We start from the raw sequence: 14,178 nt of genomic DNA on the forward strand, positions 1-14,178 counted from the left end.
GGCCGGAAGCGTGCGCGTACGGCCTCAGCGGAGGGCGCGCGCGTACGTCACGAACCGGCGGCCCGTCGCGGCCGTCTCCGCCTCGCTCTCCGTCACGAGCAGGTACGCCGCCACCTCGTCGCCCGACATCAGCAGCCGTGACATCGCGGGCCGGAGTGGTCGCCGGTGCGGTCGACGCGTTCGACCTCTTCGCGCGGCTCTCGCCAGGCGGGGACACACCCCGCGCCGAGCGGACGGGCCACCAGGCCCGCCACGGTGTCCTGTCCTGTCACGTGTGCCGTCCTCTTGACCGCGCCGCGGCCGTTCCTGCGGCCGGCGCCTTCCGGGAAGCAGCCGCCTCCGCCATGCCCGGCAGGAACTCCGCGAACAGCTCGTGCACCTCGCGTACGAGCGGCCGCAGCGCCCGGAAGCGCGCGAGCGCCACTCCCCGGGCGGTCAGCCGCGAGCCGCGCTCCGCGAGCCGACGGGTGCGCTCGCTGCCCTCCGAGCGGTCGAAGACCCAGTACAGGACGAGCCCCATCTGGGCCAGCCACATCAACTCGGGCAGGGCGTCGGCCAGTTCGTCCGGAACCTTCGCCCGGGACCCGGCCAGCACCTCCCGCTGGAGCGCGACGGCCGCCTCTCGCGCCCCCTCCGACTCGGGGGAGAAGGGGCTGAGCGGGCTGTCGGGGTCGGCCGCGTTCTTGAAGAACTGCGCGGCGAACTCGTGGTACGGCGCCGCGACGTCGAGCCAGATCGTCAGCACGCCCGCCATGCGCGCCCCCAGATCGGTCTCCCGCTCCAGCACCTCCCGGGCCGCCGCCCGGTGCTCGGTGCCGATCCGGTCGTAGAAGCCCTGGACGAGGTGTTCCTTGGACGAGAAGTAGTAGTACGCGTTCCCGACCGAGACCCCGGCCTCCTGTGCGATGGCCCGCATCGTCGTCCGGTCGTAACCGCGCTCCTGGAACAGGCGCAGCGCGGTTTCCAGGATGAGCGTGCGGGTCTGCTCGCTCTTGGGCATCCGGGAGGCCCGGGAGCCCCGGCCCCTGCCGGTCTCCCGGGCCTCCCGGGCCGCGGGCGAGTCCGGGGCGGCTGGGCCCCAGGGGGCGGCGGTAGGCGGCCCGTCGGCGCCGGCCGCCGTCACCCGGGGCTCGGAGTTCTCGTCCTTCACGGTCCCTGAGCCTAATCTCCCGGCGCGGGAGCCTCGCACGCTCCGTGGCAGGGCACCGCCGTCAGCTCCCGGTACTTCGCGGCGGCCAGCATCGTGACCCGCGCGAAGGGCGCACCGGCGGGAGTCGCGAGCCAGTTGGCCTTCGGCCGGTGCTCGGCCAGTGCCCACAGGCACACGATGAAGGCGTTCGTGGACCGGTAGACCTGGCCGCCGTCACCGACGACCGTGATCTCGCCGAGGGTGGCGCCGTGATCGAGGTCCGGGAACCGCCGCCGCGCCTCCTGGGAGGCCGCGGGCACCAGGTCGAGCGGGACGAGCTGGGGCTGGCGGGAGAGCCAGTGCCGCAGGTGGACACAGAGCGAGCACTGGGCGTCGTAGAGCACGGTGAGCCGTCGTACGGACCGCCGGTACGTCGGACGGTGCGGCGAGCGGTTACCGGAGCCGGAGCGTGCGGGCCGACGGGCGGCCGGCGCGGGGTCGTGTCCGTACCGTACGGCGGGCATCAGGCCCACCGGGATGCGCGCGGGTCCCGGCCGGGGGCCCGGTACGGGCGTCGGATCGGTCCGGGCCCACGCTCGTACCGGCGTCGGATCGGTCATGGCCGCTCACACTCCGGTCGCCGGGGTGCCGAACGGGCCCGCGCTCTTGTCCGCGGTCGCCGTCCAGCCCTGCGGCGGCACCGGCGGCTGCTGCTCGCGCTCCATGATCCCCCGGCGCCGGAACTTGTTGAGGACGTAGACGTTGCCGAGGTGCATCACCCCGAGCACCAGCAGGACGACGCCGACCTTCACGGAGATCGCCTCGACCAGCTCGCGGGCGTCGGCGACGCCGTCGGAGTTCTTCAGGTAGAGCGCCACGAATCCGAGGTTCACGAGGTAGAAGCCCACCACCAGCAGGTGGTTGACGGCGTCCGCGAGCTTCTCGTTCCCCTGGAGCACGTCGGACAGGAACACGCGCCCGTTCTTGCTCAGGGTCCGGGCCACCCACACGGTCAGCGTCACGCTGATCAACAGGTAGGCCACATACGCGACAACAGTGAGGTCCATCCCCACACTCCTTCGAACGCGCCTCTGAACGCACCTTTGAACACGTTCAAAAGCTGATGTCGTAGACTGTAGACCTGTTTTTGAACGTGTTCAAGTGAGGTGTGGGAGAGGCCGGTTGCCGATGACGGCATGTCGGGGAGGCCCGGGAAAGGCCGGGAGAACCGGCAGGGCGGGCAGGGCGGGCAGGGGCGGTGGGGCAGCGGCGCCGGGGGCGGGCGGCGGCGGGTCGCCGCGCCGCCCGCCCCCGGCGGCCGGTCACCAGCCGGCGCCCGCCGGCTGCTTGGTCGCCACGTTGAGCCGGTTGAACAGGTTCGTCGCACCGATCATCAGGAGCAGCGACGCGAGCTGCTTCTCGTCGAAGTGTGCCGCGGCCTCGTTCCAGATCTCGTCCGGCACCGGGTCCGGGCGGTCCGAGAGCCGGGTGGCGGCCTCGGACAGGGCCAGCGCGGCACGCTCCGCCTCGGTGAAGTACGGCGCCTCCCGCCAGGCGGCCACCGCGTGCAGCCGCTCGTCGGTCTCGCCGTTCTTCTTGGCGCCGCGTACGCCGCTGTCCACGCAGTAGCCGCACCCGTTGATCTGGCTGGCCCGCAGGTGGACCAACTCCAGCGTCGCCTCCGGTACACCGCCCTCCCGCGCGACCTTGAGCAGGGCGAGTACGGGCGGCACGGCGTCGGGAAGGACCTTGGCGGGGTTTTTCATCCGGGCTTCCATCACGGTCTCCTCGGTCAGCGGGCGGTCAGCGGCCGTCGGTGGCCGATGCTCCGTTCATCCCGTCACCGTTGCGACGGATCCCGACGAGGAGATGTGACATCCCACGGGCCCGGGCCGGGTGAACCCCGGCCCCCGTACCGCCACACGCCGTCACACGCCGTCACATGCTGCTCGGCGTCACATGCTGCTCGGCCGTCAGCTGCTCGGTGTCACATGCTGCTCAGCGAGCGGGCGTGGGAGATCTGCCCCATCACCATCTGGAACGCCCCCGGGTGGGTCGCCGGGACCATCGTCGCGTGGTGCTTGCCGCCGCTGGTGACCGTGACCTGGATGAAGCCGGTCGTGGTCTTCTCCTTCATCAGCAGGAAGAGCAGGCCCAACAGGCAGAACAAGAAGAAGACGACGGCCAGGACGATGGCGTGCGTCGGGATCTTCTCCTCCGTGCGCGACATGTCCGTCGCGTTCCACACGGCGCCCCGCAGCGGGAGCGTGCCCGAGGGCGTGACGATCGAGTCGTTCACGACCGTGATGTCACCGATCGACAGCAGCGGTGCCCCGCCGCCCATGGGGCCGCCGATCGGCACGGGGACCGGGGCGGTCGACTGCGGGTAGCCGTATCCCGGCGTGCCCGGCTGCGGGTAGCCGTACCCCTGCGTCGCGCCGAACTGGCCGCCGTCGACCACGGTGGGGTTGGGGAAGTCGTACTCCGGCGCCCCGGGCGTGGGAGGGCCGGACGGCGGGGGAGGCACCGGCGAGCCGCCCGGCGGCTGCGGCGGTCCCCACTTGTACTCCCCGTCCGCGTTCGGATTCGGCTCGCTCATGTCTCTCCCCGCTTCCCAGCTGCCCCGCCCGCCGGTTCACCGGCTGAACAGGGCTCGTGACGTATGCGTCGATCCTGGCATACGAAGGGCCCGCTTCTGTACGGGCGTTCACACAATCCACGCCGTACGGAAGCGGGCCCCACGGACAGCGCCGGGTCACGCGGGTGACCCGGCGGGCCCGTGACGTCAGAAGCGGCGCGTGATGAGCGCGCGCTTGACTTCCTGGATCGCCTTCGTGACCTCGATACCGCGCGGGCAGGCGTCCGTGCAGTTGAACGTCGTACGGCAACGCCACACGCCGTCCTTGTCGTTGAGGATCTCCAGCCGCTGCTCCCCGGCCTCGTCGCGCGAGTCGAAGATGAAGCGGTGGGCGTTCACGATCGCGGCCGGGCCGAAGTACTGGCCGTCGTTCCAGAACACCGGGCAGGACGACGTGCACGCGGCGCACAGGATGCACTTGGTGGTGTCGTCGAACCGCTCGCGGTCCTCGGCGCTCTGCAGGCGCTCGCGCGTCGGCTCGTTGCCGCTGGTGACCAGGAACGGCATCACGTCCCGGTACGCCTGGAAGAACGGCTCCATGTCCACGACCAGGTCCTTGAGGACCGTGAGCCCCTTGATGGGCTCGACCGTGATGGGCTTCTCGGGGTTGATGTCCTTGATCAGGGTCTTGCACGCCAGCCGGTTGCGGCCGTTGATGCGCATGGCGTCCGAGCCGCAGATGCCGTGCGCGCAGGAGCGCCGGAAGGTGAGCGACCCGTCGACGTCCCACTTGATCTTGTGGAGGCCGTCGAGCACGCGCTCCTTGGGGTCGATCTCGATCGGGAAGTCCTGCCACTGGACCTCGTCGGAGACCTCGGGGTTGAAGCGGCGGATCCGGAAGGTGACCGTGATGTACGGGGAGGCGGCGGCAGCGGCCTCCGCCTCGGCCTTGTCCATGGTCGGGGTAGCCATCAGTACTTACGCTCCATCGGCTGGTAGCGGGTCTGGACGACCGGCTTGTAGTCGAGACGGATGGACTCGTTGCCGTCGTCGCCGACCTCGCGGTACGCCATGGTGTGGCGCATGAAGTTCACGTCGTCGCGGTTGGGGAAGTCCTCGCGGTAGTGACCGCCGCGGGACTCCTTGCGGGCCAGTGCGGAGACGGCCATGACCTCGGCCAGGTCGAGCAGGTTGCCCAGCTCGACGGCCTCCAGCAGGTCCGTGTTGAACCGCTTGCCCTTGTCCTGGATGGACACGTTCAGGTAGCGCTCGCGCAGCTCGCCGATCTTCTCGACGGCTGTCTTGATCGTCTGCTCCGTACGGAACACCATCACGTTGGCGTCCATGGTCTCCTGGAGCTCCTGGCGCAGCGTCGCCACGCGCTCCTTGCCCGTGGCCGCGCGCAACCGCTCGACCTGGGCCTCGACCAGCTCGGCCGGGTTCTCGGGGAGCTCGACGAAGTCGTTCTTCGCGGCGTACTCGGCGGCGGCGATGCCGGAGCGGCGGCCGAAGACGTTGATGTCGAGCAGCGAGTTGGTGCCCAGCCGGTTGGCGCCGTGCACGGAGACGCAGGCGACCTCGCCCGCCGCGTACAGGCCCGGGACGACCGTCGTGTTGTCGGCGAGGACCTCGCCCTCCACGTTGGTCGGGATGCCGCCCATCGCGTAGTGCGCGGTCGGCTGGATCGGGATCGGGTCCGTGTACGGCTCGATGCCCAGATAGGTCCGCGCGAACTCGGTGATGTCGGGCAGCTTGGCGTCCAGCTGCTCCGGCGGCAGGTGGGTGAGGTCCAGGTAGACGTGGTCGCCCTCGGGGCCGCAGCCGCGGCCTTCGCGGATCTCCGTGTAGATGGAGCGGGAGACGACGTCGCGCGAGGCGAGGTCCTTCATGACGGGCGCGTACTTCTCCATGAAGCGCTCGCCGTCCTTGTTGCGCAGGATGCCGCCCTCGCCGCGGGCGCCCTCCGTGAGCAGGATGCCCATGCGCCAGATGCCCGTCGGGTGGAACTGGAAGAACTCCATGTCCTCCAGCGGCAGGCCGCGCCGGTAGCAGGCGGCCTGGCCGTCACCGGTCAGGGTGTGGGCGTTGGAGGTCACCTTGAAGAACTTGCCGGTGCCGCCGGACGCGTAGATCACGGCCTTCGCCTGGAAGATGTGGATCTCGCCGGTGGCCAGCTCGTAGGCGACCACGCCGGCCGACTTCTTGACGCCGTCGACCTCGGTGATCAGCTGGTCCAGGACGTAGAACTCGTTGAAGAACTCCACGCCCTCCTTGACGCAGTTCTGGTACAGCGTCTGGAGGATCATGTGGCCCGTGCGGTCCGCGGCGTAGCAGGACCGGCGGACCGGCGCCTCGCCGTGGTTGCGGGAGTGGCCGCCGAAGCGGCGCTGGTCGATGGTGCCGTTCGGGGTCCGGTTGAACGGCAGGCCCATCTTCTCCAGGTCGAGGACCGCGTCGATGGCCTCCTTCGCCAGGATCTCGGCGGCGTCCTGGTCGACCAGGTAGTCACCGCCCTTGACCGTGTCGAAGGTGTGCCACTCCCAGTTGTCCTCCTCCACGTTCGCGAGCGCGGCGGCCATGCCGCCCTGCGCGGCGCCCGTGTGGGACCGGGTGGGGTAGAGCTTCGTCAGCACGGCGGTACGGCTGCGCTTGGTCGCCTCGATGGCCGCGCGCATGCCGGCGCCGCCGGCGCCGACGATGACGGTGTCGTACTTGTGGATCTTCATCAGTCTCGTCAGCCCCGGCTTTAGCGGATGTTCGGGTCGAAGGTGAAGATCACCAGCGAGCCGAGAAGGATGGTGAACACCGTGGCGGTGTACAGCAGGCCCTTGAGCCACAGGCGCGTGTTCGGGCGCTCCGCGTAGTCATTGATGATCGTGCGGAGGCCGTTGGCCCCGTGCAGCATCGCCAGCCACAGCATCAGCAGGTCCCAGACCTGCCAGAACGGGGAGGCCCAGCGGCCGGCCACGAAGGCGAAGCCGATCTTGGACACGCCGCCGTCCAGCACCAGCTGGATGAGCAGGTGGCCGATGACGAGGACGACCAGGACGACGCCGGAGAGCCGCATGAACAGCCACGCGGCCATCTCGAAGTTGCCGCGGGTGGACTTGGGCGTCTTGGCGGTCCGCTTGCGGGGCGGCTCGATGACGGGCGCCGGGTTGTCCACGTCGTACGGGCTCACGCCCTCGACGGTGCCGACCGCGGACCCGCCGGACCCGGCGGTCCCTGCGGAGTTGTCGGCGACGGTGTTGTTGGCAGACATGCGGACTCAGCTCCCGAATACGTCGCGTACGGCATGGCCGAGCACGGGGTAGAGGGCGCCCACCATGAGGACGATCCAGACGCCCACGGCGCCCCAGAGCATCTGCTTCTGGTAGCGGGGGCCCTTGGACCAGAAGTCCACCGCGATGACGCGGAGGCCGTTGAGCGCGTGGAAGAGGATGGCGGCCACGAGGCCGTACTCCAGCAGCGCGACGACCGGTGTCTTGTAGGTGGCCACGACGTCGTCATAGGCCTCGGGAGAGACACGGACGAGAGCGGTGTCCAGCACGTGGACGAACAGGAAGAAGAAAATGAGGACGCCGGTGACTCGGTGAGCCACCCAGGACCACATTCCTTCCCGGCCGCGGTACAGCGTTCCAGCCGGCACGGAAATACCCTCCGGGAGCGGGATCTAGGGGAGCCGGCCGCCATCTTCTACTCAACAAAGCACAGTGGTGTCGGTCGCGCCCGGCCGGGTACGGTCCACCGGCCCTGGACATCGTAGCGACGACGTGGCGGCTCCTCGCGCCGGGGGGCCTCCGGTGTGATCGAACAGGCAGTCATACGGCCACGGACGGGCTACTCGGGCGGGTGGAATGCCCAGCTCCGCCGTGGCTGGTTTGTTTCAGGCGTTTTTAGCCGGATTTCTGGCTGGTTTCCTCGTTTTGGTTGGCTTCTTGGCCGCTCTGTGCCCCTGGGGGTGCGAGAGCAGGTGCACGATGCGGGCGCGGGCGACCCGGCGGAGTTCGTCGGCGGCGACGGCCCGTTCGTGGTCGGGGTCGTGGGAGAGCCGGGCGCGGATGCCCGCGAGGACGTGGTCCAGGTACTCCTCGGGGCGGCGGCCGTCGAGGCTGATCACGAAGGCGTGGCCGAAGCTGCTCTCGTACGCGGCGTGCGCGGCGGTCAGGGCCGTGCGTGCGGCGGGCGGGGCGCCGGCCGGCGCGACCGGGGACGGCTCTCCGGCGAGGGCGTCGGAGATCTCGGCGGGCGAGAGGTCGTAGCTGGCCTCGTCGGCGGCGGCGAGCAGGGCGTCCAGGCCGGGGTACGGGCGGTGGTCGGCGACCCGCCGGGCCCAGCGGCGGCTGCCGCAGCAGGTGAGCAGCGCGGCTTCGACGGCGGCGTGCGGGGCCGTGTTGAAGAGGTCCAGGCCGCAGGCGTGCGGGCCGTGCGGGTGCGGGGCACCGGCGTGTGGGTCGCAGGCGCGCGGATCGCAGGGGTCGTTCGAACGTCCGCTCGACGCGGGGTCGCTCGGACGGCTGTGCGGACGGCCGGCATGGGGTGCGCGGGACACCGTGGGCTCCTCGAACACGACGGGACGGCGGTGGGCTGACTCGAGTGGAGACGGCCTGTGGGGCGTGGAGGTTGTGTGTGCGAGAGTCAAAGATCGACAACAGGCGCGGTGAAAGATCGGCGGTAGATGCGCGGGGACGGCGGATGCGGGTGAGAGGGAAGCGGTGGATGCGCCGTAACGCTATCGACGGGCCCGGAAGGCGGGTCCGACGGATGCGCGAATTTCACCCGAACGGTGGGGTTTCGCCACGCGTGGTGGACGCGGGCGTGCGACCTTCACCCTAAGTACGCGTGGCGGCTGCCGCCGGAAGTGGCAGCGGTCGCCGGAAGCGGCGGCGGTCCACGGACAACAGTGGGCGGGACACGCGGCTCACGGGCCCTGCGGGCGTCCGGGTCCTGCGGGCGTCCGGGTCCTGCCGGGGTCCGGGGTCTGCCGGGGTCCGGGGCCCGCGGGGACCTCGGGGCCTGCCCGGTTCCGTCGTGCCCCGCGTACGGCCGCGCTCCGCCGCACGGAGGAGGTTGCTCAAGTGATACGTACATCCCGGGGCAGTACCAGGGCCGCCGAGGCGGTCCTCGCGGTGACTGCCGCCCTGGCCCTCACCGCCTGCGGTTCCGGGGGCGGCGACCCGTCCCAGGACAACCGCTCCCCGTCCGCGGCGAAGACGTCGGTCGCGTCACCCTCGCCGACCCGTTCGTACGCGCTCTCGACCGCGCCGCGCACGGTGCCCGCCGTACAGACCCACGAGGCGGCCCGCGGCCCCGGCTGGCGGCCGGCGGGGAACAGCACCGGGGTCGTCATAGCCGGCGGCGACGCGGGCCGGGGCCTCGCCGACGAGGGCAGACTGATCGCCCAGGAGCTGAAGATCCCCTATCGCGGCACGGCCGCGGCGGGCGCCGGCGACGTGGAGCTCGCCCTGGCGAGCGGGGGCGGCGGCGCCGAGTCGTACACCATGGACGTCAGCGGCGGCCAGGTGCGGATCACCGGGGCCGACGAGGCGGGCGTCTTCTACGGCACCCGCACGCTCAAGCAGGCGATACGGGCGGACGGGGTGATGCCCGAGGGCGTCGTCAAGGACGCCCCCGCGCGCGCCCAGCGCGGACTGATGGTCGACATCGCACGCAAGTTCTACACCCAGGGCTGGCTGGAGGACCGGCTGCGCGAGATGGCCGACCTCAAGCTCAACCAGCTGGGCCTGCACTTCTCCGACGACCAGGGCTTCCGCATCGAGTCCACCAGCCACCCCGAGATCGTCTCCGCCCAGCACCTCACCAAGGCGCAGGTCCGGGAGATCCTGGCACTGGCGAAGCGACTGCACATCAACGTCGTCCCGGAGATCGACAACCCGGGCCACCTCGGTGCCGTCCTCGCCCCGAACCCCTCGCTCAAGCTGCGGAAGGCGAACGGCGCGATCGCGAAGGGCGCCATCGACATCTCCCAGCCGGCGTCCGCCCAGCTGATCGACGACCTGCTGCGCGAGTACGCGGGGCTGTTCCCTGGGCCGTACTGGCACCTCGGCGCGGACGAGTACCAGGCGCTGATGGCCTCGAACCCCGAGGCGACGTACCCGAACCTCGCGCGGGCGGCGGTCAAGAGGTACGGATCCGGCGCCACGGTCGCGGACCTGACGACCGGCTGGACGAACGACCGGGCCGCGACGATGCGCCCGTACGGCCGGGAACTGCGCGTCTGGAACGATGGCATCTACAAGGACGGCATCGTGAAGGCCGACCCGAACCTCCAGGTGGCGTACTGGACCGGCAAGGAGATCGGGGCCCGGGAGCCGGTGGCGTATCTGAGCCAGGGGCGCACCGTCGTGAACTACAACGACGAGTACCTCTACTACGTGCTCGGCCAGCCGAACAACTTCACCTACCCCACCGGGCAGCGGATCTACGAGCAGTGGACGCCGCTGGTGCTGCGCGGGACGAGCCCCGTGCCCGCGAAGTACTCGAAGCAGATCGCCGGCGGGGTCTTCGCGATCTGGGGCGACTTCCCGAACGCGCAGACGCAGGACCAGGTGGCCGCGGGCATCCGGCTGCCGCTGGCCGCGACGTCCCAGAAGCTGTGGGACGCGCGGAAGCCGACGCAGAGCTGGACGTCGTTCAAGGCGCTGGCGGTGAAGGTGGCCGGCTGAACGCGGGGCGGGGTCCTGGCCCGGGCGGGCGGGGCCGGGGCCGCCCGTCTGCCCGGACCCCGCCGGCCCTGCCCGGACCACGGGCCCGCGGCGGAGCCGGGCGGGCGGTGTGCTGCGGGCGAATTCCGGGTGTACAGCGCCTTTCCGGGATCAGCGGGCGCTTTTCGGAGTGACGAATTCCGTCCGTGCGGCGCAGTAGGGGGCAGTGCGTGCTCAGCGGGTGCTCGGTGCCGAGGCCACTCCGTCCGGAGGGCCGTCGGCACGTCCGTGCTGACCGCTGCCGCGTTCGTGACAGTGACGGGAGACGTCGTCCATGAGTCTGGTGAAGCTGATCGCACAAGCGGATGAGCGTGGTCTGGCCGCGAGCGGTCTGGCCTGCCTCGATCGCTGTCTGCCGTTGCTCTCCGCCGAGGAGACCGATGTCCTGCGGCCGTTGTGGACGGGCGTGGTGGACGGGGAGCAGGACTGGCGGGCGCGGCTGGTGGAGTCCAGGGAGGCACTGGACGAGCTGGGCGTGGGCGACCCGGTGGACGGCGGTGCGGGGACGGCGGACGCGGGCGCGGCGGCCACGGCGGATCCGGGTTCCGCGGACGTGGGCCTCATGGCCGTCCTCGTACGGACGATGCTCGGATCGGCGCCGTCGGACTGGGCGGCGGAGCCGCTGCGCACCTGGGCCGACACCTGCTCCGTCATGTCCCTGGAGCTCCACCAGCGGCTGGACGCGGTCGGTGACGGCGGGAGCGCGGGCGCGGCGGAGCGGCTGGCGCGCTGCCGGGAGGACACCGTCGTCGTGGCGGACGCGGAGGACGGAGCGGCGGGTACGGACGGGATCGGCCCGCTGGTCGCCGGCGAACTGCGCCGCCAGGTCAAGGTCCTGGAGATCCTGGCCGAGACGGCGGGAGCCCCCGGGGTGCGCCGCGCCATGGACGTGTCCACCGAGGGGCAGCGCGTGCTGCGGGCTGTGGTCTCCCGCCGGGCACGGGCGCGGAGCTGACGCGAGGTACGGCGGAGACCACCTGGGGCCGGTGCCGGGGCGGCGCGGCCCGGGGCGGCACGACGGCCGGGCGGCCGGGTATTCCGGTCGGCGGGGCGCGAAGAAACAGCCACCGGGTGAACTCAGTAGCGGCGAGTTCCGTCGAAGTACACTTAGACGGGTTTCGTCGCAGTCGAGGTGGTGGGAGCGCCGAGTGAAGAGAAGCCTGCCGGCTAAACCCGGCGACGTGGTCGACCGGGACCGGGAGTGGGATCTGCTCGCGGAGTTCCTGACCGATCGGGATCCGGCGATGCGGCTCGGCATCGTGTCGGGGCGGCGGCGGCACGGGAAGTCGTACCTTTTGCAGGCCCTGTCCGAGCAGGTCGGCGGCCTCTACGTCACGGCGGTCCGGGAGGAGGGGCGGCTGCCCGCGATCCAGCGGTTCAGTGACGCGGTCGCTGCCCACGCCGGCCTGCGGCCGGGCAGTCTGCGCCTGACGGACTGGCGTGACGTCCTGTCCAACGCCCTTGACGTGACCGCCCGTTCGTCCCACCCGCTCCTGGTGATCGACGAGTTGCCGTACCTGCTCCAGCACTCGCCCGAGATTCCGGGTCTGCTGCAACAGCTCTACGACGAGCGCCAGCGCGGCTCCCGGTCCGGCGCCGGACCGGGACCGCGGCTGATTCTGTGCGGCTCGGCGATGAGCGTCATGCACGAACTGCTCTCGGGGACGAAGCCGCTACGGGGACGTGCCGTGGTCGATCTACGACTGGGTGCCTTCGACTACCGGAACAGCCGGGACTTCTGGAAGATCGCCGACCCGCTGACCGCGCTGAAGGTGCACGCGGTCCTGGGCGGAGCGCCTGGCTATCGGCCGGTGGCGGGTCGTCCGCATCCGGACGACGGCTTCGAGGCATGGCTGACCCGGACGCTGCTCGACCCGGGTCGGGCGGTGTACTCGCGTACCGAGACCGAGTACCTGCTGCGCGAAGACCCGAGGATCACGCAGCACACGCTGTACTACGACATCCTCACCGCGATCGCGCGAGGCGCCACCACCCCCAGCAAGGTCGGTGCCGCCCTGGAGCGCCCACGCAACGCCGTCGCCCACCCGCTCGGAGTGCTGGAATCCACCGGCTACATCCGGCGGGAACAGGACATCCTCCGCTCCCGGCATCCCGTCATCACGCTCGCCGACCCCGTCATCCGCTTCAACCAGCTCATCACCCTCCCGCAGGCCGCCGCCGTGGAGCAGGGGTTCGCCGAGCAGGTGTGGCAGCAGGCCGCTCCGACCTTCAACTCCAAGGTTCTCGGGCCGCACTTCGAGGACCTGGCCCGCGAATTCACCCGCCGCTACGCCCACACTCTGTTGCCGGGGGGATTGCCCGGCCCGGTCGGTACCACCGAGGTGGCCGACCAGGCCGCCCGGACGAAGCACGAGGTCGACGTGATCGCCCTGGCCGCCGGTGAGCGCCCCCAGGCCCCCCGGGTGAAGATCGCGCTGCTGGGCGAGGCCAAGGCGACCGCCGCCCGCCGGGGGACCGGTGACCTGGAGCGTCTGGAACGTATCCGTGCCCTGCTCGCGGACCAGGGGTACGACACCGCTGCCACGATTCTGGCCCTGTACTCCCTGCACGGCTTCTACCCCGACCTGGTCGACTTGGCCGACCGCCGGGACGACCTCCTCCTGGTCGATCTGCCCGCCCTCTACGGCGGCTGACACCCCTCGCGCCGGCCTTGGGAGTCGAGACGGTCCCGGGCCGCGGGGTGGTGGGCGTGTGCTCAGTGGGAGCGGGGTTTGGCCTTGGTGGCGTGGCGGGCGGCCTTGTAGGTCTCGGGCAGGAAGCGGTGCTCGAGGGCGGTGCGCTTGGTGGCGGCATCGCCTCCGACGACCTGGGCGCGTCCGTCCATCAGGGCGAGGAAGCCCTGGCGGGCGACGTCCTTGCGGCTGTTCTTCTTCATGCCGGGACCGAAGGCGGTGTTGTTCATGCCGGCTCTGGCGTGGAAGTCGCTGTCGGTGGCGCCGGGCATGAGGCAGGTGACGGTGACACCGTGCTCCTTCAGTTCCTCGCGCAGCCCGAGAGCGAACATGCGGGTAAAGGCGCGGGAAGGCCCGTACACGGTCTCGTAGGGGGTGGGCAGGGTCGCCGACAGCGAGGACGTGATCAGGACGCGGCCCCGGCCGTTGCCGGCCATGTGCCGGGCGACGTGCTTGGCCAGGTGGACGACGGAGGCCACGTTCAGCTGAATCAGCGAGAGCTCGTCGTCGAGGTCGGTGTCGAGGAAGGCACCGCCGATGCTGCGGCCGGCGTTGAGGACCGCGGAGTCGAGCGGCCGACCGGTCTCCTCCACCGCCCGCCACACCGTCTCGACGCCCTCGCTCAGGGAGAGATCCGCGCGCACGGGAGTGACGTCGACACCGTGCCGCGCGAGGTCGGCCGCCGCCTGGTCGGTGTGCTCACCGCGGCCGGTGGCGATCAGGTCGAAGCCGTTGATGGCGAACAGCTTCGCGAGTTCGTAGCCGATGCCCGCGGAGGCCCCGGTCACCAGGGCGAGCGGGCGGTGGGAGGCGGTGCTGATCATGAGAGGTACTCCGTTCCGTGTGGGGGTGGAGGTACGGTGCCGCCGGTGGCCGACCGCGGCGGACGCGGAACTTGGTGGCGCTGTGGACGCCGCCGGCACCCCCGACGCGGATCTCATCGGTTCCGCTTCCGCGCGGGGTACGGGGCAGGCGGCGCGGCTGCCCGGGCGCCGCCGGCCGGTGACAGGCCGGAGCACGGCGTCGTCACCGGCCGGCGGATCCTGGCGCGAG

Annotated in this window: 15 protein-coding genes; 3 read left to right on the forward strand and 12 right to left on the reverse strand. The window is 71.1% G+C overall.

Going from position 1 to position 14,178, the window contains the following annotated elements; translation table 11 throughout:
* Window positions 1-128: 128 nt before the first annotated feature.
* The 11 genes from ACU6P3_RS21040 to ACU6P3_RS21090 form a co-directional block, all read right to left on the reverse strand.
* A complete protein-coding gene (locus ACU6P3_RS21040) occupies window positions 129-272 on the reverse strand; it encodes a hypothetical protein (RefSeq protein WP_447193633.1) in 144 nt (47 codons plus the stop codon).
* Window positions 269-1,000 carry a TetR/AcrR family transcriptional regulator gene (locus ACU6P3_RS21045; protein WP_447197995.1) on the reverse strand — a complete coding sequence of 244 codons (732 nt, stop codon included), beginning with the start codon at window positions 998-1,000 and terminating at the stop codon, window positions 269-271. Before ACU6P3_RS21045 ends, ACU6P3_RS21040 begins: the two co-directional genes overlap by 4 nt.
* Before the next feature lie 161 nt (window positions 1,001-1,161).
* Window positions 1,162-1,653 (reverse strand): thiol-disulfide oxidoreductase DCC family protein, encoded by a 492-nt coding sequence (locus ACU6P3_RS21050; protein WP_447197996.1) that lies wholly within the window; start codon window positions 1,651-1,653, stop codon window positions 1,162-1,164.
* A gap of 102 nt (window positions 1,654-1,755) precedes the next feature.
* Window positions 1,756-2,196, reverse strand: coding sequence for a hypothetical protein (locus ACU6P3_RS21055; protein WP_352084224.1), 441 nt, complete (start codon window positions 2,194-2,196; stop codon window positions 1,756-1,758).
* A gap of 255 nt (window positions 2,197-2,451) precedes the next feature.
* Window positions 2,452-2,907 carry a carboxymuconolactone decarboxylase family protein gene (locus ACU6P3_RS21060; RefSeq protein ID WP_447193634.1) on the reverse strand — a complete coding sequence of 152 codons (456 nt, stop codon included), beginning with the start codon at window positions 2,905-2,907 and terminating at the stop codon, window positions 2,452-2,454.
* A 209-nt stretch (window positions 2,908-3,116) separates the two neighbouring features.
* Window positions 3,117-3,728, reverse strand: coding sequence for a hypothetical protein (locus ACU6P3_RS21065; RefSeq protein ID WP_447193635.1), 612 nt, complete (start codon window positions 3,726-3,728; stop codon window positions 3,117-3,119).
* 186 nt (window positions 3,729-3,914) lie between these two features.
* Complete coding sequence (locus ACU6P3_RS21070) at window positions 3,915-4,679, reverse strand: succinate dehydrogenase iron-sulfur subunit (RefSeq protein ID WP_030747107.1); 765 nt, start codon at window positions 4,677-4,679, stop codon at window positions 3,915-3,917.
* Window positions 4,679-6,433, reverse strand: a complete 1,755-nt coding sequence (gene sdhA / locus ACU6P3_RS21075; protein WP_344272417.1) for a succinate dehydrogenase flavoprotein subunit — start codon at window positions 6,431-6,433, stop codon at window positions 4,679-4,681. The genes ACU6P3_RS21070 and sdhA overlap by 1 nt, the downstream gene beginning before the upstream one ends.
* Window positions 6,434-6,453: 20 nt before the next feature.
* The gene (locus ACU6P3_RS21080; RefSeq protein ID WP_447193636.1) at window positions 6,454-6,969 is read right to left on the reverse strand and encodes a succinate dehydrogenase hydrophobic membrane anchor subunit; all 516 of its coding nucleotides are present in this window, start codon (window positions 6,967-6,969) and stop codon (window positions 6,454-6,456) included.
* Window positions 6,970-6,975: 6 nt separating this feature from the next.
* Window positions 6,976-7,356, reverse strand: coding sequence for a succinate dehydrogenase, cytochrome b556 subunit (sdhC, locus tag ACU6P3_RS21085; RefSeq protein WP_078854503.1), 381 nt, complete (start codon window positions 7,354-7,356; stop codon window positions 6,976-6,978).
* A 237-nt stretch (window positions 7,357-7,593) separates the two neighbouring features.
* Window positions 7,594-8,259, reverse strand: coding sequence for a 2-oxo-4-hydroxy-4-carboxy-5-ureidoimidazoline decarboxylase (locus ACU6P3_RS21090; protein WP_447193637.1), 666 nt, complete (start codon window positions 8,257-8,259; stop codon window positions 7,594-7,596).
* A 529-nt stretch (window positions 8,260-8,788) separates the two neighbouring features.
* Here ACU6P3_RS21090 and ACU6P3_RS21095 point away from each other — a divergent pair.
* The 3 genes from ACU6P3_RS21095 to ACU6P3_RS21105 all read left to right on the forward strand — a co-directional run bounded on the left by ACU6P3_RS21095 (window position 8,789) and on the right by ACU6P3_RS21105 (window position 13,086).
* Window positions 8,789-10,393: a beta-N-acetylhexosaminidase gene (locus ACU6P3_RS21095; RefSeq protein WP_447197997.1), complete on the forward strand. Its 1,605-nt coding sequence runs from the start codon at window positions 8,789-8,791 to the stop codon at window positions 10,391-10,393.
* Window positions 10,394-10,706: 313 nt separating this feature from the next.
* Window positions 10,707-11,387: a hypothetical protein gene (locus ACU6P3_RS21100; RefSeq protein WP_447193638.1), complete on the forward strand. Its 681-nt coding sequence runs from the start codon at window positions 10,707-10,709 to the stop codon at window positions 11,385-11,387.
* 193 nt (window positions 11,388-11,580) lie between these two features.
* Complete coding sequence (locus tag ACU6P3_RS21105; protein ID WP_344272403.1) at window positions 11,581-13,086, forward strand: AAA family ATPase; 1,506 nt, start codon at window positions 11,581-11,583, stop codon at window positions 13,084-13,086.
* 62 nt (window positions 13,087-13,148) lie between these two features.
* On the opposite strand, the gene ACU6P3_RS21110 is transcribed toward ACU6P3_RS21105, so the two are convergent.
* Window positions 13,149-13,949, reverse strand: a complete 801-nt coding sequence (locus ACU6P3_RS21110; protein ID WP_447193639.1) for an SDR family NAD(P)-dependent oxidoreductase — start codon at window positions 13,947-13,949, stop codon at window positions 13,149-13,151.
* Between the last annotated feature and the right edge of the window lie 229 nt (window positions 13,950-14,178).

The sequence above is a fragment of the Streptomyces hebeiensis genome (genome assembly GCF_052983195.1).

Coding starts and splice junctions, on each gene's coding strand:
- ACU6P3_RS21045 (WP_447197995.1), bottom strand. CDS start 1,000: ATGCCCAAGAGCGAGCAGACCCGCACGCTCATCCTGGAAACCGCGCTG.
- ACU6P3_RS21050 (WP_447197996.1), bottom strand. CDS start 1,653: ATGCCCGCCGTACGGTACGGACACGACCCCGCGCCGGCCGCCCGTCGG.
- ACU6P3_RS21055 (WP_352084224.1), bottom strand. CDS start 2,196: ATGGACCTCACTGTTGTCGCGTATGTGGCCTACCTGTTGATCAGCGTG.
- ACU6P3_RS21060 (WP_447193634.1), bottom strand. CDS start 2,907: ATGGAAGCCCGGATGAAAAACCCCGCCAAGGTCCTTCCCGACGCCGTG.
- ACU6P3_RS21065 (WP_447193635.1), bottom strand. CDS start 3,728: ATGAGCGAGCCGAATCCGAACGCGGACGGGGAGTACAAGTGGGGACCG.
- ACU6P3_RS21070 (WP_030747107.1), bottom strand. CDS start 4,679: ATGGCTACCCCGACCATGGACAAGGCCGAGGCGGAGGCCGCTGCCGCC.
- sdhA (WP_344272417.1), bottom strand. CDS start 6,433: ATGAAGATCCACAAGTACGACACCGTCATCGTCGGCGCCGGCGGCGCC.
- ACU6P3_RS21080 (WP_447193636.1), bottom strand. CDS start 6,969: ATGTCTGCCAACAACACCGTCGCCGACAACTCCGCAGGGACCGCCGGG.
- ACU6P3_RS21100 (WP_447193638.1), top strand. CDS start 10,707: ATGAGTCTGGTGAAGCTGATCGCACAAGCGGATGAGCGTGGTCTGGCC.
- ACU6P3_RS21110 (WP_447193639.1), bottom strand. CDS start 13,949: ATGATCAGCACCGCCTCCCACCGCCCGCTCGCCCTGGTGACCGGGGCC.